Raw genomic sequence first — 22,337 nt, 5'->3', positions numbered from 1 at the left:
TCGGCCGCACCGCGCGGCCATGCGGGTCACCAGCTGTCGGCGAGGGTCAATGCCGCGGCGACGACGGTGATCGACCCGGCGACGACGACCAGATCGTCGTCTGCTGCGAGCGAGATCGCGTGATCGAGCGCATCGCGCACATCGGCGATGGCATCGCACCGAGCGCCCACCGTCTCCGCTGCGGCGGCGAGCACCTCGGCATCGATCCCACGGGCGCTCGGCGCCGTGCAGGCCACCACGACCTCGTACGACGCTGCATCGAGTGCTGTGAGCACCGACACCGGATTGCGGCCGTCCTGCATCCCGATCACGAGGAAGCGCCGCGATCCGCCACCGAACTCCTCCTCGACCGCCTGGGCGAGCACCTCGGCGCCAGGGACGTTGTGGGCTGCGTCGACGACGACCAGCGGAGAGCGATGCACGATCTGGAGCCTGCCGTCGACGATGACGGTGTCGAACGCCTCGGTGATCACCTCTTCGGTCATCGGGGCATCGAAGAATTCCTCCGCCGCGGCGATCGCCGTCGCCGCGTTGGCACCCTGGTGTTCGCCGTGCAATCGCACGAAGAGTTCTTCGTGTTCGGCCCGGGGCGTGCGGACGTCGATCAACCGGCCACCGACGGCGAGGAGGTTCTGGGCGACGCCATAGTCGCGATCCATCGCCACGACGACCCCCGGCGACTCCGCTTCGATCGCGGCGAGGAGTTCGGCGTCGCACTCCCCCACCACCACGGGGCGCCCGGGTTCGATGATGCCGGCCTTCTCTTCCGCGATTCGGACCCGCCATCCCGGCTCACCATCGGTGTGGTCGAGTCCGACATTGGTGATCACGGCCACATCGGCGCGCACGACATTGGTCGAGTCGTAGCGGCCCAGCATGCCGACCTCGACCACCGCGACATCGACGGCTTCGTTCCCGAACAGCAGGAGTGCGGCAGACGTGACGGTGTCGAACCAGGTGCGGGGGCCGAGTCCCTGGACCTCTTCGACCCGCACCACATCGGCGATCGCCAGGGCGAAGTCTTCCTCGGTGATCGCTTCGCCGCCGATGCGGATCCTTTCACGGGGTTCGTGGAGGTGCGGGCTGGTGTAGAGCCCCACCCGGAGCCCCATCACGGTCAGGATCGATTCGAGCATGCGGGCCGTCGACCCCTTGCCGTTGGTCCCGGTCACGTGGATCACCGGATACGCCAACTGGGGATCGCCGAGCGCGCCCATGAACGCCTGCATCGGTTCGAGACTGAGCCCCTCGATGGCACCCGCCCGCGGCATGGCCTCGTAGTTGATCAGCGAATCCAGATGATCCAGCGCCTCGAGATAGTCCACGCGCCCAGTGTGCCCGGAATTCGGACGCCGGAAGTTCGGCGGAGCCGAAGTCTGTACTTGCCGGGAGTTCGGCGCAGCCGAACTCTGTACTTGCCGGGAGTTCGGCGCAGCCGAACTCTGTACTTGCCGGGAGTTCGGCGCAGCCGAACTCATGCAACCCGAAGGGTTGCCGTTAGCTGGCGGCGCGCTCGTCGCCGGCGATGACGAGCGTCGGTTCGGCACCGTCGATCACGGTGTCGCGATCGACGACCACGCGAATGACGTCGTCACGACCGGGAAGGTCGTACATCACGTCGAGCAGCGCACCCTCGAGGATGGCCCGCAAGCCGCGGGCGCCGGTGTTGCGCTTGATCGCCTCTTCGGCGATCGCGACCAGTGCATCGTCGGTGAACTCGAGTTCGACGTTCTCGAACTCGAAGATCTTCTGGTACTGCTTGACCAGGGCGTTGCGCGGTTCGGTGAGGATCTCGATGAGCGCCTCGGCGTCGAGGTGGCTGACAGCACCCACGACCGGGAGGCGGCCGATGAACTCCGGGATCAGGCCGAACTTGGTGAGATCTTCCGGGAGGACCGCATCGAAGATGGCGCCCAGGTCCTTGTCTTCGGCCTTGCGGATGTCGGCACCGAAGCCGACGCCCTTCGCGCCGATGCGGCTCTCGACGATCTTCTCGATGCCGGCAAACGCGCCACCGCAGATGAACAGCACGTTGGTGGTGTCGATCTGGATGAACTCCTGGTGCGGATGCTTGCGCCCGCCCTGGGGCGGCACGGCAGCGGTGGTGCCTTCGAGGATCTTGAGCAGCGCCTGCTGCACACCCTCACCCGACACGTCGCGGGTGATCGACGGGTTCTCGCTCTTGCGGGCGACCTTGTCGATCTCGTCGATGTAGATGATGCCGGTCTCGGCCTTCTTGACGTCGTAGTCGGCGGCCTGGATCAGCTTGAGGAGGATGTTCTCGACGTCCTCACCCACATAGCCGGCCTCGGTGAGCGCCGTGGCGTCGGCGATGGCGAACGGCACATTGAGCATGCGGGCGAGGGTCTGGGCCATCAGAGTCTTGCCGCAGCCGGTCGGCCCGATCAGCAAGATGTTGGACTTCGACAGCTCGACCTCGCCGTCGAGCGTGGTGCCGAGTTGGACCCGCTTGTAGTGGTTGTAGACGGCAACGGCGAGGATCCTCTTGGCCGTGTCCTGCCCGACGATGTAGTCGTTGAGGAACTGGTAGATCTCGCGTGGCGACGGGAGTTCACCGAGGCTGACCTCGGAGGTCTCGGCGAGTTCCTCCTCGATGATCTCGTTGCACAAGTCGATGCACTCGTCGCAGATGTAGACCCCCGGGCCCGCGATGAGCTTCTTGACCTGCTTCTGCGACTTGCCGCAGAAGGAGCACTTCAGGAGTTCTCCACCTTCACCGAATTTCGCCACGCAGCTTCCCCTTCAGGCCTTGCTTCTCACTGATGTGTTTGCTCGGATGGTGGGCTAGCCGATCGCGGTGATCGGTCCCGAGTTGTCGACCACATTACGCGTTTCGATGACCTCGTCGATGATGCCGTACTCCTTGGCCTCCTGCGCGGTCATCACGAAGTCGCGATCGGTGTCGGCCGAGATCTTCTCGACGGACTGGCCGGTGTGGAACGCGAGCACCTCTTCGAGCGAGGACTTCATGCGCGCGATCTCCTTGGCGATCAGCTCGATGTCGCTCGCCTGACCCTGGGCGCCGGCGTAGGGCTGGTGGATCAGGATCCGGGCGTGGGGCAGTGCCATGCGCTTGCCCTTGGCACCCGCGGCGAGCAGCACCGCAGCCGCGGAGGCGGCCTGGCCGAAGCAGATCGTGGTGATGTCGGGCTTGATGTAGGACATCGTGTCGTAGATGGCGAACAGCGCGTTGATGTCGCCACCCGGCGAGTTGATGTAGAGGTTGATGTCCTTGTCGGGGTTCTCCGACTCGAGATGCAGCAGCTGGGCGCAGATCAGGTTGGCGATCGTGTCGTCGATCGGCGTGCCGATGAAGATGATGTTCTCCTTCAGCAGCTTCGAGTAGAGGTCGTAGCCCCGCTCGCCCCGGTTGGTCTGCTCGACCACCGTCGGCACCAGATAGTTGCGTGGCGGGATGCTCATGTCGGTGTGGATGCTCACTCTTCCTCGTCTCCCTCGGCCTCGGCGGTCACTTCGTCGGCGGATGCTTCCACCGCTTCTTCTTCGGTCACTTCTTCCGGGAACTCCAGTGCCGCCCGATCGACAGGCTGACCATTCTCGTCCACCAGCTCGACATTTTCGGTGAGCCACTCCAACGCGTCGCGTTTGCCCAGGTCAGCGCGTAGAGGACTGATCTGTCCGACCTCGGTGAGTCGTGCTTTGAGCTCGGCGCCTTCCATCCCGGACTGGGCCGCCATCTCGTCGATCGCCTCGGTCAGCTTGTCGTCGTCGGGCATCAGGTTCTCGGCTTCCGCGACGGACCGGAGTGCGAGGTCGACCTTGACGGCCTGCTCGGCGGGTCCGCGGAACTCGGCCCGGAGCTGCTCGGGGGTCTGTCCCATCTGGGCGAGGTACTGGCCGGGATCGATGCCCTGCTGGCGGAGACGCTGCACCAGGTCCTGGAGCCGGGCGTCGACCTCGTTCTCGATCATCGCCTCGGGCACATCGACGGTGACCAGCTCGGCCAACGCCTCGGCGGTGTTCTGCTGGAGGGCCATGCGGGCCTGGGCGATCCGCATACTGCTCATGCGGGTGAAGAGATCGGCCCGCAGCTCGGCGACGGTCTCGAACTCGCTGCTCTCGGCGACCCGCGTCGTCGAGTTCGGGAAGCACGGCTTCCTTCACTTCCTTGACGGTCACCTTGAACGACAGCGGGGCTTCCTCGTCGGGGTCGGGGTGCTCGGCATCGAACTCGAGCACGTCGCCGGCCGACGCGCCACGGAGGTTCTCGTCGATCTCGGCGACCACGGCACCCACCCCGACCTGGTAGTCGTAGTCGGAGGTCGTGAGCCCGGGGACGTCTTCGCCCTCGTGGGTGCCGGCGATGTCGATCGTGACATGGTCGCCGTCTTCGGCGGGCCGCTCGACGGGAACGAACTCGGCGTACTGCTGACGCATCCGATCGATCTGCTCGTCGATCTCCTCGTCGCTCGGAGTGGGGCTCGGGATCTCGACCCGAAGTCCGTCGTAGCCGGCGACCTCGACGGTCGGACGGATCTCGACGACGGCATCGAAGGTGACGGCACCCGCGTCTTGTCCTGCGGTGATCTCGATCTCCGGCGGCGCGATGACATCGACGTCGTGGGCGACAACGGCCTGGGCGTAGTAGTCGGGCAGCGCCTCGCGCAGCGCCTCCTCACGGCCGATGCCATGACCGAACTGGGCCTCGAGCAACTTGCGCGGGGCCTTTCCGGGACGGAAGCCCGGCACGCGGACCTCCTTGGCGATGCGCTTGAAAGCCGCGTTGATGGCCGTGTCGAACTCGGCCTCGTCGACCTCGACCGAGAGCTTGACCTTGTTGTCGTCAAGAAGCTCGACCGTGCTGGAGATGTTGCTGGAACTCATTGCGCGAAAGCCTAACGGCGCGCCGACCCTCCGCAGTCCGCCGCTACTCTGTTCTCACCCGCGGGTGTAGTTCAACGGCTAGAACTTCAGCCTTCCAAGCTGATGATGCGGGTTCGATTCCCGTCACCCGCTCCACTCATGCCCCGCTACAGCTGGGCGTCGAAGAAGTCGGCGAGTGCGTGCCGAAAGGCTCCGACGAACTGGTGAAGTGCCAGCATCGCCTGGATCTGCGACCGGACGTCGCTGTCGGAAGCACCGAACGATGCCGGCACGGCGAGGCCGGCGAGCGCCCCCGGGATGTCGTCGATCTCCACGAGTCGGGTCCCGCTCGTGTCCCACGCGCCGGTCGCCACGAGGGCATCCCTGATCGCTTCCGACTCACCCTGGTCGATCGCGGGGATCCGAAGGAATCGCAGACTGGTCAACGCCTCCTCGCGCTTCACCGCGATCACGCTCGTCGCGCCGGTCGCCGCGTTGGCACGCTGATCGGCACGAATCGCATCGTTGTCGACCACGGTGTCGTTCTCGGCGATGACCCAGAAGGCCGGCACCGTCAACCCGCCGGTCAGGTTCACGAGCGGCGCCGCCTCACCCATGAACGGGGCCACCGCAGCGACGGGATACCCCTCGTTGGCGAACACCTGACCGAAGAGCGTCACCATGCGGGCGCCGTTGGACATCCCGATGCCGAAGATCGGCGTCTCCGGTTCGATCCCGGTGTCGTCGACCAGCCGGGCATGGAGTCGGGCCAGGCGCGAAAGGTCGGGGTTGGTCGTGAGACTCGGATCGAAGACGTCCCACCGCTTGTTGCCGGTCCGTTCGGTGCTCTCCGTCGAGACCCACCCGTAGCCGCGCTCGACGAGTTCGTTGAGCTGATCGATGGTTTCGACCTTGTTCCCGAACTCGGCGCTGCCGCCGGTGCCGTGGAACACGTAGACGATCCCGACCGGGTCGTCGGGCACGTGGGAGTAGACGGTGAATCCCTCGAACTGCCACGCGTCGGGTTCGACGACGTGGCTCACCGGCTCGCAGGCAGTGGCAACGAGCAGGCCGGCCAGCAGCACGGCGACGAGACGGAGGCGACGCATGGGCGACATGGTGACACAGGGGTGTGAGGATTCTGTGGGCTCGTCGATGCGTGGTGTCAGGCCAGAAGCGGCACCAACGCGAGATAGACGACGACGAGCGCCACACCTTCCCATCGGCGCACCGTGCGACCGGTCATCATCGCGAGCAGCGCGATCGCGGCGACCACCACGGCGGCCGACGTGGCGACTGTCGTGAGGGCACGGTCGTCGACCTCGGAGATGCCGATCAGGCCGATCACCCCTCCGACCCCCAACGCGTTGAACAGGTTCGATCCGAGCAGGTTCCCGACGATGAGATCCGATTCGCGGCGACGCGCCGACTGGACGACGGTGACGAGTTCCGGCAGGGATGTTCCGATCGCGACGAGGGTCGCGCCGACGAAACCCTCGGCGAGCCCGGCCCGGTCGGCGAGATCCAGTGCGCCCCAGAGCAAGAGGTTCGCGCCGGCCACCGTGCCGACCAGGCCCAGCACCGTTCGCCCGACCTCGACTCGGAGATCGTGGTTGCCGGAGTCGGCGAGTTCCTCGGCGTCGTCCGCGAGCGGGTCCGACCCTGACCCCGGACGGGCGATGGTCCACAACACGAGCGCCAGAGCGAGCAGCAGCAGTCCGCCCTCCCACGGGCCGATGCCACCCTGCACGACGACGGCGAAGGCAATGGTGGCGGCGACCGCAGCGGGAGCCTCCCGCCGCACCGTCGCCGACGAGACCGCGATCGGAGCGATGATCGCGCCGACCCCGAGCAGCAACGACAGGTTGACGAGGTTGGATCCGACGATGTTGCCGATCGCGACTTCGGGGCGGTCGCCGAACGCGGCGATCGCCGACACCAGCAGTTCGGGGCTGCTGGTGCCGAACCCGATGATGACCACTCCGACGAGCAGCGGGGGAAGTTGGCGCAGGAGTGCGACCCGGGCGGCTCCGAGGACGAACTGATCGGCGGCGAACGCCAACAGCGCGACGCCCACGAGTACGGCGGCGACGGTGACGAACAACTTCGGGTCCTCTCCGCCGAACGCAGCACCGGTGCGCCGGTCGATCTCTGCCGGAGCGTATCCCGTCGCCGGTTCACAGCGCCTCGGGACTAGTGTCTCGCCACGGAGCGAAACGCTCGCCGACTCCTCCCCCCTCAGGGCCACGTCTGATGACCGCACGTCGATCCGCTCCGTCCGTCGCCTCCAGCGGCACCCTCGGGACCTTCGGCGGCGTGTTCACACCGAGCATCCTCACGATCCTGGGGCTCGTGCTCTTCCTGCGGGTGGCGTACGTCATCGGTTCGGTGGGCCTGCTCCGAGCGCTGGTCATCCTCGGCCTCGCCACGTCGGTCTCGATCCTCACGAGCATTTCGTTGGCCACGGTGGCCACCAACATGAAGGTCCGAGGCGGCGGCGAGTACTTCCTCATCTCCCGCACGCTCGGCATCGAGTTCGGCGGAGCCGTCGGTGTCGTGCTCTATCTGGCGATCTCGGTGTCGATCGCCTTCTATGCGATCGGGTTCGCCGAGGCGGTGGCCGCCGCGTTCGAGAACGAGAGCGCACTGGTCGTGCGCCTGATCGCCGCCGGGCTCGTGCTGGTCCTCGCCGGCGTCGGCGCGGTCGGCGCGGATCTCGCCACGCGCCTGCAGTACCTGGTGATGGCGCTGCTCGTGGTGGCACTCGGCTCGTTCTTCATCGGAGCCGGCGCCGACTTCGACGGTGCGGTGCTGCGCGACAACCTCGACCGACCCGAGAGCGGCGTCGGCTTCTGGGAGGCCTTCGCGATCTTCTTCCCCGCGGTCACCGGTTTCAGTCAGGGTGTGGCGATGTCGGGCGACCTTCGCTCGCCGAGCCGATCGATCACCCGCGGCACGTTCGCCGCGATCGGGTTCTCGACCGTGGTCTACATCGTTGTGGTGGTGCTGCTCGCCGGGGCGGCGCCGGCGGCGCGGCTGGCCGACGAGACCACCACGATCATGGGCGACCTGTCGCTCCTGACCTGGACGATGCTCGTCGGCGTGCTCGCCGCGACCCTGTCGTCCGCACTCGCGTCGACGCTCGGCGGCCCGCGGGTGTTGCAGCGACTCGGCGAAGACCACGTGCTGCCCCGTCTCGAGACGTTCGCGGTCGGCGCCGGCCCCACCAACAATCCCCGCCGCGCTCTCGGCCTGTGCGTCGTGATCGCCCTCATCACGGTGATGGCCGGCGACCTCAACGCGATCGCACCGATCATCTCGATGTTCTTCCTCGCGACCTACGGCCTCATCAACTACGCGACGTACTACGAGATCCGTGCCGGCAGCACCTCGTTCCGGCCCCGGTTCCGCTGGTACGACCGCCGGGCCAGCCTGGCCGGCACGCTGGCCTGCGGCATCGCCATCGTCGCGATCAATCCTCTGGCCGGCGCGCTGGCGGCGCTCGTGCTGCTGGCGCTGTTCAACTACCTCCGCCATCGCGACGTTCCCGATCGGTGGATCGACAGCGCCGGTTCCCACCACTTCACGCGCACCCGCCATCACATTCATTCCCTGGCCGCGGAGCCCGAAGCCAAGCGCGACTGGCGGCCGTCGATCCTCGCGTTCGTTCCCCGCGACCCGACGAGCCGGCGGCGGATGGTGACGATCGCCTCGTGGCTCGAAGGTGCATCGGGCTTCCTCACCGCCGTGCGGATCATCGAAGGGTCGGGCCCTCGTCTGCGCCAGCAGGCACGGGTGATCGAGGTCGACCTCGCCGCCGAGGTGGGTGACGTCGCGCCGACCGCCTTCTCCCGCGTCCTCGTCGTGAGCGACACCGAGGCCGGGGTGCAGGCGCTCGTGCAGTCGCACGGCCTCGGACCGATGCGGGCGAACCTGACGATGTTCGGTGTGGGCGATCTCCGCGGCAGCGACGAGGATCGCAAGATCTACAGCACGATGCTCCAGAACTGTGTGCGGTTCGGCACCAACGTGGCGGTCATCAATGTGCGCGACGATGCCTGGGAGCGGTTCGAGGCGACCCCTCCGACCGACCGTTCGATCGGGCTGTGGTGGTCGGACGACCAAGCGGGTCAGCTCATCACGCTCCTGGGGTGGCTGTGCCGACGCCATCCCGATTGGTCTGCCGCGTCGATCGTCGTCCATGTCCCGATCGGGAACGACGACGACGGACAGGCCGAGGCCGCCCGTGTGGCGCAGGTGCTCGACGACGGGCGCATCGAAGCCACCGTCCGGGCCGTCGAGCCCACCCCGGCCGCCCTCACCACCGCCCTGGCCGACGCAACGCTGGCCTTCGCGCCGCTGCGGGTGCGCCGAGGTGTCGCGATCGGACCGTTCGAGACACCGCTCGGCATGCTCGTGGAGAGCCTTCCGCTGGCCGTGATGATCCTCCCTACCGAGGAGATCGAACTCAACGCCGAGGCCGACGACGGCGACGTCGCCGAATACGCCCGCCTTTCCGACCAGGCCGAAGCGGCGCGCAAGCGGGCCGCCGAACTCGATGCCGAAGCCGGCCGTCTCCTCGTCGCCGCCGAAGCACTCCGTCTCGAACGCGACACCGTGGAGACGACAGACCCGGCGGTGCTCGAGTCGCTGCAGACACGGCTCGCTGCCGCGAAGGCCGACGCGTCGGCTGCCTACCGCGCCTATGTCGACGCGAAGTCGCGCAGCGCCGCGCTCGATGCCCGGCTCGTCGAACTCGCTGCCGACCACGCCGCGGTCGACGTCGGTCCGGAGATCTGGCGCAGCCGGGCCCGGACGACGGAGTGATCGGCAGGCGAACCCGGATCGTTCACCGCCGACGCGACATCCGCCGCTACCGTCGCTGCCGATGACCCTCGACCTGGCGACAACCCTGCAGATGATCCGGCGCGACGGCGAGACGCTGATCGCCGCCGCCGAACGGTCGCCCGATGCCGCCGTACGGGCGTGCCCGGGTTGGACCAACACCGATCTGGCGATCCACACCGCCGGGGTGCACCGCCGCGTGGCCCACTGGACGGCCAACCGCCTCGCCAAGCCCGAGCGCTGGCCCGATCACGAACCGGCCGACCCGACCGCACCGTGGGACTGGTGCCGCGCCGGTCTCGGCCTCGTGCTCGCCGCGCTGGCCGACATCGGCCCCGAGGAGTCGGTCTGGTCGTGGACCGACCGTCGCAACGGCAGCTTCTACCACCGTCGCATGCTCCACGAGACGGTCGTGCACCGCTGGGACGCCGAGGACGCAGCCGGCATCTCGTCACACATCGACACCGAGGTCGCGACCGACGGCATCAACGAGATCCTCGACGTCGGCATGCGCTTCCGCGGCGACGGCAACAGCGTCGAGTACCCGGAGGGCGACCTGCTCCTCGAACGCACCGACGGCACCGACCGCTGGCGGGTCCGCGCCATGGACGGCACCCTGCTCGTCGGCCGCAACGGCGACGCCGGCACGAGCGGTACCGCAACGGTCCAGGGACGCGCCGAGGACCTGCTCCTCTACCTGTGGGGCCGCGGCGGCCACGTCACGATCAGCGGCGACACCGACCTCGCCGAAGCCTGGGCGGCCGTCGCTCCCTGAGCGTCCTGTTGACATTCCCGACACATCGCGAGTAATCCTTGCAATGTGATTGCGCAGAACCCTCCGATCGGCGTGTCAGGAGTCGCTCGAACCCGTCGTCTCCGGATAGAGATGGCTCATCGACCCCGGCTCGACACGGCAGCTCTCGATGTAGGCGTCGACGTCGGCCTTCTTGAGCCGGATCACCCGACCGAAGCGAAACGCCGGCAACTGGCCTTCGTCGATGAAGCGGTAGAGCGTGCGGGCGGTGATCCCGAGGCGCTCGGCGGCGGCGGGCGTGGAGAGCCACGTGATCTCTTCGGCGGTGTCGTCTGATGCAGCAGGAGCCATGTGTCGATGATCGCGCAGTTCTGCTGCTTTTGCACCCTTTCGATGGTTGCCCGTGCACTTCGCACCTCATCGGCGGAGACCACCGATGAGCCGGAGCGTCTCGCTGCCCGCGACCGACACCGAGACCCACGCACCGCGCTCCTTTGCACCGCGGCGAGGATTGCCCAACGGTCGCGCCGTGGTCGGCGCGCTCCTGGTCTCCGTTGCCGCCATCGGCACGTTCGCCCTCGCCACGACCGATCACGGCGACCCCGACACCCGCTACGTGGTGATGCTCGACGACATCGAGCCGGGCGACGCGATCGGCCTGGACGACCTCGCCCTCGAACCGCTGCTGCTCTCCCCCGCCGCCGCGTCCAACGCACTGCGAACGACCAGCGGCCTCGAGGGGGCCACCGCACTCACACTGCTCCGAGCCGGATCGATCCTCGACCCGCGAGATGTCAACGGGGCGGCGTTCGTCGATGGCATCGCCGTCTCCGGCGTCCACGAGCTGACCATCCCGGTGTCCCGCGAACGCGCACCCTCCGCGCTGCGCCGTGGCGATCGGGTGGCGATCCTCGCCTACTCCGGCGGCGACGAGACCCTGCACACCGCGATCGAGGACGCGCTCGTGCTCGGGTTCGAGATCGACGCCGCAGGCATCGGTGCGTCGGCCGACGCTCGGCTCACACTGGCCCTCGATGGAGCCGAGGCGGTCACCGCCGTCACGCGCTGGTCCTACCAACCGTTGACCGTCGTCCTGACCACCCGAGCCGTGGACGACGAGTATCCGATCCAGCTCTCGCCGCCGACGACGGTGACACTGCAACCTGGCGAGGTCGCGCCATGAACGACGATCGATGGGTCGTGCTGGGCCTGGGGCATCCGCGGGCCGCCTGGTTCAGCGACATGGCCAAGTGGTCCACGACCGCAGCGATCCCGGTCGACTTCGTGAAATGCGTGTCGGCGAGCGAAGCCCGGATTCGACTCCAGGGCGGACGCTCGTACTCCGCACTCCTCGTGGGCGCCGACGTCAGCGGCTTCGACCGCGACCTCATCGAGTCGGCCCGAACCGGCGGTGCAACGGTCATCGTCGTCGGCGCACCCTCCCACCGTGACTGGGCCGACCTCGGCGCCGCCGCGGCCCTTCCACCCGACTTCGATCGCGAGACGCTCGTCTCGACGCTCCACACCCACGCCAGAGCTGTGACGCGCGTCAGTTCCCTGCCCTTCGCCGGAGCAGTGGACAAGGCCGACGTCGCGAGGGGTCGTCTCATCGCGGTCACCGGTCCGGGCGGCACCGGGTCGTCGATCGCCGCGATGGCGGTCGCCCAGGCCTTCGCCGCCGAGTCGACCGAGAGCGGATCGGTACTCCTCGCCGATCTTCGGCTCGACGCCGAGCTCGCGATGCTCCACGATGCCCGCGAGGTGATCCCGGGCGTGCAGGAACTGACCGAGGCCCACCGCGGGGGACGCCTCACCGTCGATCAGGTGCGGTCGCTCGCCTTCGACGCCCGCGGGCGCGGCTACCACCTGTTGCTCGGCCTTCGGAGCCATCGCGACTGGACCGCGATCCGTCCGCAAGCCTTCGCCGCGTCACTCGACGGGCTCCTTTCCGCCTACCGCCTGATCGTGGCCGACATCGATGCCGACCTCGAGGGCGAGGCGTCCACCGGGTCGATCGATGTCGAGGATCGCAACGTCATGGCCCGCCGCAGCGCCGCCACCGCCGACATCGTGGTCGTCGTCGGAAACCCCACGACCAAGGGAATCCACGCCCTGCTGCGGGTCGCCCGCCACCTTCATCGTTCCGGTGTGGCCGGCGAACGCCTCGTGCCCGTCTTCACCCGGGCAACTCGGAACCCTCGGCGCAGGGCGGAATCGGTCCGGGCGCTCGCCGCCCTGGTCGATGCCGAGCCCGGCCTCGGCGACATGGGCAATCCCGTGTTCCTCACCGAGCGCAACGATGTCGAAGACGCCATCCGCGACGGTCAACGCCTCGCCGTCCAGCTCGGCCGCCCGCTCCACGCCGAACTGCTTCGTCGACTCGATCTCGTCGATCCACCGTCTACCGCCGATGTCGGCGGCGGCGACCCGCAGCCATTGCCGGTCGCCGTGGGTTCGCTCGGTTCCTGGACCGAGGAGGCCGGATGACCGCCGCCCAGCCGATCAGCCCGTTGCACGAGATCGAGACCATCGTGCAGGCACGAGCCAAGGAGGAGGCGATCGATCTCGCAGCCGACGCGTCCGCTGCCGCGCTCGCCGGCCTCGTCGACGCCGAGATCCGGCGCTGGAATGCCGATCACCAGCGTGGCGTCCGGGCATTCGCGCTGCACGACCCGGCCGCCGTCGCCGAGCGCGCCGTGCGCAACTTGACCGGCTACGGGCCCCTGGCTCCACTGCTGCACGACGACGATGTCTGGGAGGTGATGGTCAACGCACCGGACGCCATCTTCGTGAAGCGCCACCAGGGGCCGTCGGGCTACCACGACGAGGTGTTCCACGACGACGAGCACGTCGTGCGGACCCTGACCAAGATCCTCGACGACTCCTCCCGGGCACATCGAAAGCTCGACCCGAGCGAGGGTCTCCAGGATGCCCAGCTCGACGACGGGGCACGCCTTCACATCGTCCACGGCGACGTGGCACGAGGTGGTCATGTGATGGTCAACATCCGGAAGTTCACGGGAGTGTCGCTTCGCAGTCTCGACGAACTCGTCGACCGCCGGATGCTGACCGCGTCGGCCGCTCGCTTCCTTCGCGCCGCCGTCGACGCCCGCCAGACCATCGTGTTCGCCGGCGCCCCCGGAGCGGGCAAGACCACGATGCTCAACTGCTGCGCCGCCGAGCTCGACCCGGCACTACGGGTGGTCGTTGCCGAGGAGGTCTTCGAGGCCGACATCCCGCTCCCCAACGTCGCGAGCATGCAGACCCGCGCGGCGCGACCAGATCGTCCGGAGGTCGACCTCCGCCGACTCGTCGCCGGATTCCTCCGCATGGCCCCCGATGTCGCGATCGTCGGCGAGGTCCGGGACCGCGAGGCGTTGCCCTTGCTGCTGACGCTTTCCTCCGGGGTGAAGGGGTTCACGACGATCCATGCCGGATCCGCTCGCCAGGCGCTGACCCGGCTCCGCTTCATCTGCCAGCTGGCCGACACCAGCAACGAACTTCCGATGTCGGCCCTCACCAGCCTCGTCTCCGAGGCGGTCGACGTGGTGGTGCACTGCGTCCGAACCCCCGACGGCCCGCAGGTCGGTTCGATCGTCGCGGTCGAGGACCTCACGTCGGGCGTCGACGGCGGCGGGTTCACGACAACCGAGCTCTTTCGCCGCGAGCCCGACGGCCCGCTGACCTGGACCGAGCTCCTGCCGGTACGGCTGGGCAACGCATTCGCTGCTACGGGTCTCGACGTCCGCGAAACGTTGCGAGGACGGCAATGATCGCCCTCGCGCTCGCCACGGTCTCCGGCATCGGCGTCTTCACGTTGTTCTCGGCGTTGTGCTCACCATCGGGCCGAATCCAGGCGACAGCTCCCGGCCCGCAGCCCCGCAGCCACCGCGCCGCCGAGGTCGACCGCTGGCTCCGACAGGCCGGCTTGGACGAGATCGACCGCTGGGAATTCGCCGGTGTCGTGGCGCTGATCTTCGGGCTCACGTCATCGCTCGGCTACGCATTGTTCGGCGGCATCGCCCCGGCGCTGACGGTCGGCGGCTTCGGCGCGTCGGTTCCGTTCGCGACCTTTCGGCACCGCCGCGATGCCCGCCGCCTCCGCGCCCAGGACGCCTGGCCGCGCATGATCGAGGAGATCAGGGTCCAGACCTCGTCGCTCGGCCGGTCGATACCGCAGGCCCTGTTCGAGGTGGGCAGGCGGGCGCCGGACGAGCTCCGCCCGGCCTTCGCAGCTGCCCAGCGCCAGTGGCTCCTCACCACGGATCTCAGCCGGACCTTCGCCGTGCTCAAGGAGCGCCTCGCCGATCCGACCGCCGACATCGCGTGCGAAACGCTCCTCGTGGCCCACGAACTCGGCGGCACCGATCTCGATCACCGCCTCGAGGCGCTGGCCGAGGATCGGCGACAAGATGTGCAGGGCCGCAAGGACGCGCGGAGTCGTCAGGCGGGCGCTCGCTTCGCCCGACTGTTCGTTCTTGCCGTCCCCGCCGGCATGGCGCTTGCCGGCACCTCCATCGGCAACGGACGGGATGCCTACCGGACCTCGACCGGCCAGATGATCGTCGCGCTCTCCCTCGCACTCGTCATCGGCTGCTGGGTGTGGGCCGGACGCGTCATGCGCCTGCCCGAAGCCGATCGGGTCTTCAAGGACTGAAATGGGTCGGATCCTCGTACTCATCGGCCTCTCGGCGACCGCCGGTCTCACCCTTCTCTTCTCGGAGCTTCGCTGGTTCCGCCGACCCCGCCTGGCCGACCGCCTCTCGCCCTATGTCCCCGGGAGCCCGCGTGCCCCCGGATCCCGCATGTTCTCGGTCGAGACCTTCCGCGAGGTCGTCGCCCCACTATCGGAGATGCTCGGCGAACGGATCGCGCGGGCGTTCGGCGTGAACGAGGACCTGTCGGTTCGCCTCCGGCGCGTCCACTCCCCCCTCGATGTGGCGACGTTTCGCGTCCGCCAGATCGGGACGACCGCGACGGCCATGGTCGCCGGCTCGCTCGTGGCCCTCGCCTTCGACCTCTCGCCGCCGTTGGCCATGCTGGCCGTCGCAGGGTCGGCCCTCCTCGGCTTCCTCGTCCAGGAACAGCGCGTCGCCTCGGCCTCTGCCGACTGGCAGCGGCGTGTGTTCCTCGAACTGCCGGTCGTTGCAGAACAACTCGGCATGCTCACCGCCGCGGGTTGGTCGCTCAGCGCCGCGATCCGGAGGATCTCGTCCCGCGGGTCGGGCAACTGCGCCGCCGATCTGCACCGCGTCACGGAGCGGATCGGCCAAGGCCTGAGCGAAGCCGACGCGCTCCAGGAGTGGGCGCGGCTCGTCGACATCGACGCGCTCGACCGTCTCGTCGCCATTCTCTCGCTGAATCGGGAGGCCGCCGATCTCGGCCGGCTCGTGAGCGAAGAGGCGCGCGCGATTCGGCGAGAAGCCCAACGCGAATTGATCGAGGCGATCGAGCAGCGCAACCAGCAGGTGTGGATTCCGGTGACGGTCGCCGCCCTGATCCCGGGAGCGCTGCTGATGGGCGTGCCGTTCATCGATGCGCTGACGCTCTTCTCCTCCTCATGATCCGACAACCAAAGGAACCGACCATGAACCGAACCGACCACGCCGAAGCGGCAGCCCAGCGTCTCCGATTTCGCGGTGATCGCGGGGAGGGCGTCATCAGCACCGCGATCGCCGTCCTCATCGTCGCCTTCATCGGCGCGGCCATGTGGGTGGCATTCAACTCGATCTGGACCGACGCCGAAGGCAACATCCAACGCGAGGTCGGCAACATCGGGGCGAGTCCCGCGCCGTGACGATGCCGGCCACACAGCCGCCTGCCGGCCGGGCGTCGAACGAACGGGGCGTCGGAACCATCGGCACCGCCGCTGCGTTCGTCGTGTTCCTGCTGCTCCTCTTCTCGGCCGTTCAGATTCTCTTCGACCTCTACGCGACCTCGATGGTGACGGCCGCGGCCCACGACGCTGCTCGCGAAGTGGCCGGCTTTCGCGCTGCGTCGGATCGATGCGGGGCGGTCGACGCTGCCACTGCCGGCTTCGTGGAGGATCTCGGCGCCTACGGCGCGGCAGGCCACGCGACGCTCGAGTGGACGTGTAGCGATCCGGAGGCTGTCCGGGTCAGGGTGCTGGCGACCCACCCGTCGGTGCTGCCGCCCCGGCTGGGAGGGCTGCTGTCGCTGTCCGAGGTCGACCGTACGGTCGAGGTCCGGATCGAGACCGAGCGGTGAGGCCGAGGCGACCATGTCGATGCCGAGGCGACGCCGGCCAGGTCGGCGGTATCGAAGTCCTTCCGTTCGGCCTTCTCACCTTCGTCAGCGCAACCCTGCTCTTCGTGAACGCGTGGGGCGTCATCGACGCGAAGTTCGCCGTCACTGCCGCCGCGAGGGAATCGGTCCGGGCGTTCATCGAAGCCGACACGCTTGCGGAGGCAACGGCGACGGCGACGCGGCGAGGGACCGAGACCCTCGGGGCCTGGGGAAGAGACGACGAGCGCGCCACCGTCGGATCCCCCGCGATCGGCGCCTCGTTCGGACGATGTGTGCGCGTGTCGATCACCGTGTCCTACGAGGTGCCGCTGATCCAGGTCCCCTTCATCGGTGGATTCGGTTCAGCGACTCCCGTCGAGTCGACCCACTCGGCGCTCGTGGATCCTTTTCGCAGCGGCCTCGACGGCCCATCGACGTGCTGAGACGACCCGGGCCGCATCCGGCAGCGCAGCACGGCACCGTCCTGTTGCTCTTTCCCGCTGCGGTGCTCGTGATGTTCCTCCTCGGCGCCATCGTGATCGATGTTGCCCTCACCCAGGTGCGAGCACGCGAGCTCGAGGCGGTGGCCGGTTCGGCCGCCAACGATGCACTCGCCGCCCTCGACGTCGCCGCCCTGCGCAGTGGGCGGGGCGTGGTGATCGACGAAGCCGACGCCCGGGCCCGGGTCGTTGCGTCGGTCGTGAACGGGCCGCTGCCCGACGCCGTCGTGGAGCAGGTCGCGATCTCCCTCGACCCGCAGGGTCGGACCGTCATCGCCGTGACCCTGCGCCTCGACATCGGGTTGGTGATGGCGCCCGCCGTCGGCGATCTCGGCGACATCACGCTGCGTCGTACCGAACGGGCGACGATCCTCGGATCGGAACTGCCCTGACCTGGGCCGTGGGCGATGAGAGGTGACCGCTAGAAGTAGATGATCTTCTTGGCCCGCTCGACGACCTCGTCGAGGTCGTCGGTCCAAGCACCGGTGCTCAGGTACTTCCAGCCGCCATCGCAGACGATGAAGACGATCGTCGCCTCGGCATCGGGATCCTCCTCGCCGATCTTCTCGGCCGTGCGGACCGCGCCGGCGAGGGCAGCGCCGGCGGAGATGCCCGCGAAGATCCCGACCTCGGTGAGCCTGCGGGTCCACTCGAGGCTCTCGCGTGGACGCACGATGCGCTTGCCGTCGAGCAGGTCGATTCCGCCCCACTTCTCGTAGACGGGCGGGATGTAGCCCTCGTCGAGGTTGCGCAGGCCTTCGACCTGTTCGCCGATGGGCGGCTCGACGGCCAGGATCTTGATCTCGGGGTTCTGTTCCTTGAGGAAGGAACCCACGCCCATGAGTGTGCCGCTGGTGCCGAGGCCGGCGACGAAGTGGGTGATCTCGGGCACGTCGGCCCAGATCTCGGGGCCTGTCGTGTCGTAGTGGGCCTGCGGGTTCGCCTCGTTGGCGTATTGGTAGAGGAACACCCACTCGGGGTGCTCGTCGGCCAGCGCCTGGGCCCGCCGGACTGCGCCGTTGCTCCCCTCCTCACCGGGCGAGTCGATGATCTCGGCGCCGAACACCTCGAGCATCTGCCGGCGTTCGATGCTGACGTTGCCGGGCAGCACGATCTTGATCGGGTAGCCGCGCTCCTTGGCGATCATGGCCAGGGCGATCCCGGTGTTGCCCGAGCTCGGCTCGATGATGGTCTTGCCCGGCGTGAGCGTGCCGTCGGCCTCGGCGGCGAGGATCATCGACTTCGCGATGCGGTCCTTCACCGACCCGGCCGGGTTCTGTCCCTCCATCTTCCCGAGGATGCGCACGTTGGGGTTGGGGCTCAGCCGGCTGACGTCGACCATCGGGGTGTTGCCGATCATGTCGAGCACCGAGTTGTAGACCACCACGGGGGACTCCCTAAATCCGACCTGACTACTCGGGATTGTAGTCGCGCGAGCCCGAGCACCAAACCCCGCTCGGTGTCTATGGTCAATTCATGCGGAGGGAGGGTTCATGCAGACATCGCCCGGTCGACTGAGCCGCCGGGAGCGGATCGAGAGCGACCTGCGGATGGTCCGGGCGCTGGCCAGGGTGGCGCCCGACGCGGCGAAGAACCGGGCGAGCAGCACCTCGACCGTCGCCGACCGCCTCGAGAAGGTGGTCGACGACCACGGCGCGGCCGTCGCCCTCATCGACGCCTCCGACGACGGACGGACGGTCACCTACGCCGAGCTCGACGCCCAGGCCAACCGGATCGCCCACTGGGCGAGCGCGCACGGCATCGGCCGGGGCGATGTGGTCGCGCTCCTCATGGCCAATCGGCCGGAGTTCGTGTCGACGTGGCTCGGCCTGGCCAAGGTCGGCGCCGTGACCGCGCTCATCAACACCAACCTCACCGGCGAACCCTTGCGCCACTCGATCCGGGTGGCGGGGGCCGAGCACCTCGTGGTCGACGCCGAACTGGCCGACCAGTGGGCCGAAGCCCGCGCCGACGAGATGCTCACCGAATGGCGGTGGGGCGGGCCGAACGCCCCGACCGACTTCGACGCGACGCTGGCCACCATGAGCGCCACCCGACCCGACCGCAGCGTGCGAGAGGGGCTCGTCAACGGCGACCCGCTGTTCTTCATCTACACGAGCGGCACCACGGGGCTGCCCAAGGCCGCCCGCTTCAGCCACGGGAAGTTCCTCACCGTCGCCGGCGGGTCGGCCGGCCTGATCGGGTTCGGTCGCAGCGACCGGATGTACGTCACCCTCCCGCTGTACCACACGGCCGGTGGCGTCATGGCGCTCGGAGCACCCCTACTCGACGGCGGCACCGCGATCATCACCCGCAAGTTCTCGACCAGCCGATTCTGGGACGACTGCGTCCGACACGGGGCCACCACGTTCCAATACATCGGCGAGCTCTGCCGGTATCTCGCCAACAGTCCCAGCCACCCGCTCGAACGGGCCCACCAGCTGCGCATCTGCATCGGCAACGGCCTCCGGCCCGACGTGTGGCCGACCTTCCAGGAACGGTTCCGCATCCCCCGGATCGTCGAGTTCTACGGTGCCACCGAAGGCACCTCGTCGCTGTTCAACCTCGACAACCGGGTCGGCGCCATCGGCCGGCTCCGCCCGGCGCTCGCCAAACGCATGGGCATCCATCTCGTCCGCTACGACGTCGCCGCCGACGAGATCGAGCGCGATGCCGAGGGCCGTGTGATCGAGGTCGGTCCCGGCGAACCGGGCGAGGCGATCACCCGCATCAGCAGCATCACGCCCTTCGAGGGCTACTCCGACGAGGAGGCCAGCGAGAAGAAGATCCTGCGGGGTGCGTTCAAGGACGGCGACACCTACTTCCGGACCGGCGACCTCCTCAGCCAGGACGAGGACGGCTACTACTTCTTCGTCGACCGGGTCGGCGACACGTTCCGGTGGAAGGGCGAGAACGTGTCCACGGCCGAGGTCTCCGCCGTGCTCGGCGAGTGCGATGGTGTCCTCGAGGCCAACGTCTACGGCGTCGAGGTGCCCGGCGCCGACGGCCGGGCCGGCATGGCCACGCTCGTGGTGGACGATCAGTTCTCGCCCGACGCCGTGCTCACCCGCCTCACCGAGAACCTCCCGGCCTACGCCCGGCCACTCTTCCTCCGGGTCCAGACCGAGGTGGAGATCACCGCAACCTTCAAACACCGCAAGAAGGACGCGATGGAGGAAGGATTCGACCCGGCCCTCCCCGACCCGATCTGGTTCCTCGACCCCGAGACCGGCAGCTATGTCCGCCTCGACGCCGAACGGCACCAACGGATCACGACCGGCGAGATCCGTCTCTAGCCGTCGGTGATGACGACCGACTCCTCGGCGATCTCACCGTCGAGGATGCGATAGCTCCGCAGCGACGGGTCGGGGTGCTTGAGCGACACGATGATGAAGCTCCACGCGCCGAACGGGTCGAAGCGGGCAGCATCGGCCACGTCGGTCGGCGACGGATAGTTGGTCGTGTGGGTGTGGGAGTGCATGACGCCCATCAGCGACAGACCGGCGTCGTCGGCCGTGCGTTCGACCGCCATCATCTCCTGGCCGTCGAGCTGATAGATCTGACTCGACTTCGCGGCATTGGTCATCGGGAAGAAGCGATCGACGACGCCGCTGCCGAAGGCGCCGGCGAAGAGTCCGCATGCCTCGTCGGGCAGGCCGAGAATCGCATGTCCGATCATCTCGGCATGAACGGACGCAGGAATCGCCAACACGGGGCCGAGGGTAGCGTCAGGGCGTCGCGTCGAGAAGGTCGGTGATCGGGACGAGCGAACCGTTCTCGCCGACGGTCGAATCCCAGGCCGACAGTCGGAACCCGTCGTTGGCGTCGGGCTTGCCCGGCCCCCATGACGCGAAGTAGTAGCCGGGAAGATCCACCTCGCCCAGGCCCTCGTAAGCTGCCTGCACCGACGCCGGGGTGAGTTCGGGTCCCGCTGCGTTCATCACGATCTCGAACGTCGCGAGCCAACGGCAGGCCTGCCCCAGGGCCAGGTCCCAGCGTTCGTCGCCCTCACCGACCTCGAGCGGACCACGCACGTCGATCTCCGGGTGAGCGTTCGTGAACTCCTCCACGCACGCCGCCAGACCCGGCTCCGCCCAGCCCTCCTCGGCGCTCAGGCCACCGAGCGTGATCGCTCCATCGGCCTCGGAACGGTCGACCGTGGTACCGAGGTTGGTCAACTGGTCGCCGGTCACGACCCACAGCTCCTGGTCGAGGCCGTTACGACCGATCCCGCGTATCGCTCCCGTGGTGTCGCCATTGATGACGATGACCTCGGCGCCCTCGGTCCGGATCTTCTCGGCCGTGGTGTCCCAGTAGCGGTCCTCGGCGACCACGTCGTCGGTCGAGACGGTGTTGACGGTCGTGAGCACGATGTCGAGCCCCAGGTCGTTGAGGATGGGTTCGATCACATCGACACTGTCTCGCTCGTTCTCGTTGCCGCTCACCACCGCGACCTTCTGCCCGTCGACATACCCGGCCTGGTCGAGCAACTCGAAGAAGATCGGGATCCGGCGCGCGCCGGCAGAGCCGTCGTTCACCCACACCGCCTCGGCGCCGGCGAGCAGCTCGACCGTCATCGTCCCGCTGAAGACGACCAGGTCCTCCTGCAGCGTGAGGCACGGCGTCGCCGACTCCGCCGGGCCGAGGAACGCACCGATCACCGCGAACACCTCGCGGTCCTCGGTCATCTCGAGACAGGCCGCTTCCGCGTCGGAGGCGAACGCCGGGTTGTAGAAGACCAGCTCGGCGTCGACCTGACGCCCTGCGACACCACCCCGTTCGTTGAGCCGGTCGAGGTAGAACTCCCAGATCAGCCGCTGGTCACCCCAGCCGAAGTCCTGCAGTCCCATCTCGCGGAGCTCGTCGAAGTCGAGGATCGACACGGCGACACTCACGGTGTCCTCGGTGACGCCCTTCCACGAGGCCGTCAGCTCGACCGCCTCCGTGGTGGTGGTCGAGTCGCCCGGTTCGCCGGACCCCGCCGTCGTCGTCGACCCGACGGTCGTCGTGGATGATGCCGGGCCGGTCGTCTCCGAGCCGTCATCGCCGCAGGCCGCAGCGACCAGCGCCAGGACCACGACCAGCACAATGGGCTTCACCAGCGTCTTCATGATCGATCCCCCTCGCGCGACCGTAGCAATCCATCG

The 22,337-nt window shown here is 68.2% G+C and carries 23 protein-coding genes and 1 tRNA gene; 14 read left to right on the top strand and 10 right to left on the bottom strand.

Annotation, left to right across the window (positions count from 1 at the left end; all coding sequences use genetic code 11):
* Nucleotides 1-26 precede the first annotated feature (26 nt).
* The 4 genes from R2707_02430 to R2707_02415 form a co-directional block, all read right to left on the bottom strand.
* Nucleotides 27-1,325, bottom strand: a complete 1,299-nt coding sequence (locus R2707_02430; protein ID MEZ5243926.1) for a Mur ligase family protein — start codon at nucleotides 1,323-1,325, stop codon at nucleotides 27-29.
* A 172-nt stretch (nucleotides 1,326-1,497) separates the two neighbouring features.
* A complete protein-coding gene (gene clpX / locus R2707_02425; GenBank protein MEZ5243925.1) occupies nucleotides 1,498-2,751 on the bottom strand; it encodes an ATP-dependent Clp protease ATP-binding subunit ClpX in 1,254 nt (417 codons plus the stop codon).
* 54 nt (nucleotides 2,752-2,805) lie between these two features.
* Nucleotides 2,806-3,462 carry an ATP-dependent Clp protease proteolytic subunit gene (locus R2707_02420; GenBank protein ID MEZ5243924.1) on the bottom strand — a complete coding sequence of 219 codons (657 nt, stop codon included), beginning with the start codon at nucleotides 3,460-3,462 and terminating at the stop codon, nucleotides 2,806-2,808.
* The gene (locus tag R2707_02415) at nucleotides 3,459-4,073 is read right to left on the bottom strand and encodes a hypothetical protein (GenBank protein ID MEZ5243923.1); all 615 of its coding nucleotides are present in this window, start codon (nucleotides 4,071-4,073) and stop codon (nucleotides 3,459-3,461) included. Before R2707_02415 ends, R2707_02420 begins: the two co-directional genes overlap by 4 nt.
* A 124-nt stretch (nucleotides 4,074-4,197) precedes the next feature.
* Between R2707_02415 and R2707_02410 the strand changes: the two genes are divergently transcribed.
* Nucleotides 4,198-4,881 (top strand): hypothetical protein, encoded by a 684-nt coding sequence (locus R2707_02410; GenBank protein MEZ5243922.1) that lies wholly within the window; start codon nucleotides 4,198-4,200, stop codon nucleotides 4,879-4,881.
* 45 nt (nucleotides 4,882-4,926) lie between these two features.
* A tRNA-Gly gene (locus R2707_02405) sits at nucleotides 4,927-5,001 on the top strand.
* 11 nt (nucleotides 5,002-5,012) lie between these two features.
* Here the strand turns inward: R2707_02405 and R2707_02400 are convergent.
* Both R2707_02400 and R2707_02395 read right to left on the bottom strand, forming a co-directional pair.
* Nucleotides 5,013-5,954, bottom strand: a complete 942-nt coding sequence (locus tag R2707_02400) for a hypothetical protein (GenBank protein MEZ5243921.1) — start codon at nucleotides 5,952-5,954, stop codon at nucleotides 5,013-5,015.
* Between the two features lie 56 nt (nucleotides 5,955-6,010).
* Nucleotides 6,011-6,949 carry a calcium/sodium antiporter gene (locus R2707_02395; protein ID MEZ5243920.1) on the bottom strand — a complete coding sequence of 313 codons (939 nt, stop codon included), beginning with the start codon at nucleotides 6,947-6,949 and terminating at the stop codon, nucleotides 6,011-6,013.
* A gap of 149 nt (nucleotides 6,950-7,098) precedes the next feature.
* Between R2707_02395 and R2707_02390 the strand changes: the two genes are divergently transcribed.
* On the top strand, nucleotides 7,099-9,672 hold the full coding sequence (locus R2707_02390; protein ID MEZ5243919.1) for a hypothetical protein: 2,574 nt from the start codon (nucleotides 7,099-7,101) through the stop codon (nucleotides 9,670-9,672).
* Between the two features lie 61 nt (nucleotides 9,673-9,733).
* Nucleotides 9,734-10,465, top strand: a complete 732-nt coding sequence (locus tag R2707_02385) for a maleylpyruvate isomerase family mycothiol-dependent enzyme (protein MEZ5243918.1) — start codon at nucleotides 9,734-9,736, stop codon at nucleotides 10,463-10,465.
* A gap of 75 nt (nucleotides 10,466-10,540) precedes the next feature.
* On the opposite strand, the gene R2707_02380 is transcribed toward R2707_02385, so the two are convergent.
* Nucleotides 10,541-10,795 carry a helix-turn-helix domain-containing protein gene (locus tag R2707_02380; protein ID MEZ5243917.1) on the bottom strand — a complete coding sequence of 85 codons (255 nt, stop codon included), beginning with the start codon at nucleotides 10,793-10,795 and terminating at the stop codon, nucleotides 10,541-10,543.
* Nucleotides 10,796-10,880: 85 nt separating this feature from the next.
* Between R2707_02380 and R2707_02375 the strand changes: the two genes are divergently transcribed.
* From R2707_02375 to R2707_02335, 9 genes are all read left to right on the top strand, one after another.
* Nucleotides 10,881-11,627: a hypothetical protein gene (locus tag R2707_02375; GenBank protein ID MEZ5243916.1), complete on the top strand. Its 747-nt coding sequence runs from the start codon at nucleotides 10,881-10,883 to the stop codon at nucleotides 11,625-11,627.
* Complete coding sequence (locus tag R2707_02370; protein MEZ5243915.1) at nucleotides 11,624-12,931, top strand: hypothetical protein; 1,308 nt, start codon at nucleotides 11,624-11,626, stop codon at nucleotides 12,929-12,931. Before R2707_02375 ends, R2707_02370 begins: the two co-directional genes overlap by 4 nt.
* On the top strand, nucleotides 12,928-14,217 hold the full coding sequence (locus tag R2707_02365; GenBank protein ID MEZ5243914.1) for an ATPase, T2SS/T4P/T4SS family: 1,290 nt from the start codon (nucleotides 12,928-12,930) through the stop codon (nucleotides 14,215-14,217). Before R2707_02370 ends, R2707_02365 begins: the two co-directional genes overlap by 4 nt.
* A complete protein-coding gene (locus R2707_02360) occupies nucleotides 14,214-15,101 on the top strand; it encodes a hypothetical protein (protein ID MEZ5243913.1) in 888 nt (295 codons plus the stop codon). The genes R2707_02365 and R2707_02360 overlap by 4 nt, the downstream gene beginning before the upstream one ends.
* Before the next feature lies 1 nt (nucleotide 15,102).
* Nucleotides 15,103-16,008, top strand: a complete 906-nt coding sequence (locus R2707_02355) for a type II secretion system F family protein (protein ID MEZ5243912.1) — start codon at nucleotides 15,103-15,105, stop codon at nucleotides 16,006-16,008.
* 23 nt (nucleotides 16,009-16,031) lie between these two features.
* Nucleotides 16,032-16,241 carry a hypothetical protein gene (locus R2707_02350; protein ID MEZ5243911.1) on the top strand — a complete coding sequence of 70 codons (210 nt, stop codon included), beginning with the start codon at nucleotides 16,032-16,034 and terminating at the stop codon, nucleotides 16,239-16,241.
* Nucleotides 16,238-16,672: a hypothetical protein gene (locus tag R2707_02345; GenBank protein ID MEZ5243910.1), complete on the top strand. Its 435-nt coding sequence runs from the start codon at nucleotides 16,238-16,240 to the stop codon at nucleotides 16,670-16,672. The genes R2707_02350 and R2707_02345 overlap by 4 nt, the downstream gene beginning before the upstream one ends.
* A 104-nt stretch (nucleotides 16,673-16,776) precedes the next feature.
* Nucleotides 16,777-17,133, top strand: a complete 357-nt coding sequence (locus tag R2707_02340) for a hypothetical protein (protein MEZ5243909.1) — start codon at nucleotides 16,777-16,779, stop codon at nucleotides 17,131-17,133.
* Nucleotides 17,127-17,582, top strand: a complete 456-nt coding sequence (locus tag R2707_02335; protein ID MEZ5243908.1) for a hypothetical protein — start codon at nucleotides 17,127-17,129, stop codon at nucleotides 17,580-17,582. The genes R2707_02340 and R2707_02335 overlap by 7 nt, the downstream gene beginning before the upstream one ends.
* Before the next feature lie 29 nt (nucleotides 17,583-17,611).
* On the opposite strand, the gene R2707_02330 is transcribed toward R2707_02335, so the two are convergent.
* Nucleotides 17,612-18,577, bottom strand: coding sequence for a cysteine synthase family protein (locus R2707_02330; protein ID MEZ5243907.1), 966 nt, complete (start codon nucleotides 18,575-18,577; stop codon nucleotides 17,612-17,614).
* Between the two features lie 106 nt (nucleotides 18,578-18,683).
* Between R2707_02330 and R2707_02325 the strand changes: the two genes are divergently transcribed.
* Nucleotides 18,684-20,486 carry a long-chain-acyl-CoA synthetase gene (locus tag R2707_02325; GenBank protein MEZ5243906.1) on the top strand — a complete coding sequence of 601 codons (1,803 nt, stop codon included), beginning with the start codon at nucleotides 18,684-18,686 and terminating at the stop codon, nucleotides 20,484-20,486.
* On the opposite strand, the gene R2707_02320 is transcribed toward R2707_02325, so the two are convergent.
* Complete coding sequence (locus tag R2707_02320) at nucleotides 20,483-20,902, bottom strand: M67 family metallopeptidase (protein MEZ5243905.1); 420 nt, start codon at nucleotides 20,900-20,902, stop codon at nucleotides 20,483-20,485. The two genes, R2707_02325 and R2707_02320, sit on opposite strands and share 4 nt — an antisense overlap.
* Nucleotides 20,903-20,918: 16 nt before the next feature.
* Complete coding sequence (locus tag R2707_02315; protein ID MEZ5243904.1) at nucleotides 20,919-22,301, bottom strand: ABC transporter substrate-binding protein; 1,383 nt, start codon at nucleotides 22,299-22,301, stop codon at nucleotides 20,919-20,921.
* Nucleotides 22,302-22,337: the final 36 nt, after the last annotated feature.

The sequence above is a fragment of the Acidimicrobiales bacterium genome, from assembly GCA_041394245.1.
GTDB lineage: Bacteria > Actinomycetota > Acidimicrobiia > Acidimicrobiales > Aldehydirespiratoraceae > JAJRXC01.
Note: the sequence above shows the minus strand (reverse complement) of the source record. Positions and strands in the feature narration are given on the sequence as shown.

What these genes read in the sequence shown, in the direction of transcription:
- R2707_02355 (MEZ5243912.1), top strand. Translation starts at nt 15,103, where the DNA reads ATGGGTCGGATCCTCGTACTCATCGGCCTCTCGGCGACCGCCGGTCTC.
- R2707_02375 (MEZ5243916.1), top strand. Translation starts at nt 10,881, where the DNA reads ATGAGCCGGAGCGTCTCGCTGCCCGCGACCGACACCGAGACCCACGCA.
- R2707_02350 (MEZ5243911.1), top strand. Translation starts at nt 16,032, where the DNA reads ATGAACCGAACCGACCACGCCGAAGCGGCAGCCCAGCGTCTCCGATTT.
- R2707_02385 (MEZ5243918.1), top strand. Translation starts at nt 9,734, where the DNA reads ATGACCCTCGACCTGGCGACAACCCTGCAGATGATCCGGCGCGACGGC.
- R2707_02365 (MEZ5243914.1), top strand. Translation starts at nt 12,928, where the DNA reads ATGACCGCCGCCCAGCCGATCAGCCCGTTGCACGAGATCGAGACCATC.
- R2707_02315 (MEZ5243904.1), bottom strand. Translation starts at nt 22,301, where the DNA reads ATGAAGACGCTGGTGAAGCCCATTGTGCTGGTCGTGGTCCTGGCGCTG.
- R2707_02400 (MEZ5243921.1), bottom strand. Translation starts at nt 5,954, where the DNA reads ATGCGTCGCCTCCGTCTCGTCGCCGTGCTGCTGGCCGGCCTGCTCGTT.
- R2707_02390 (MEZ5243919.1), top strand. Translation starts at nt 7,099, where the DNA reads ATGACCGCACGTCGATCCGCTCCGTCCGTCGCCTCCAGCGGCACCCTC.
- R2707_02360 (MEZ5243913.1), top strand. Translation starts at nt 14,214, where the DNA reads ATGATCGCCCTCGCGCTCGCCACGGTCTCCGGCATCGGCGTCTTCACG.
- R2707_02370 (MEZ5243915.1), top strand. Translation starts at nt 11,624, where the DNA reads ATGAACGACGATCGATGGGTCGTGCTGGGCCTGGGGCATCCGCGGGCC.
- R2707_02380 (MEZ5243917.1), bottom strand. Translation starts at nt 10,795, where the DNA reads ATGGCTCCTGCTGCATCAGACGACACCGCCGAAGAGATCACGTGGCTC.
- R2707_02325 (MEZ5243906.1), top strand. Translation starts at nt 18,684, where the DNA reads ATGCAGACATCGCCCGGTCGACTGAGCCGCCGGGAGCGGATCGAGAGC.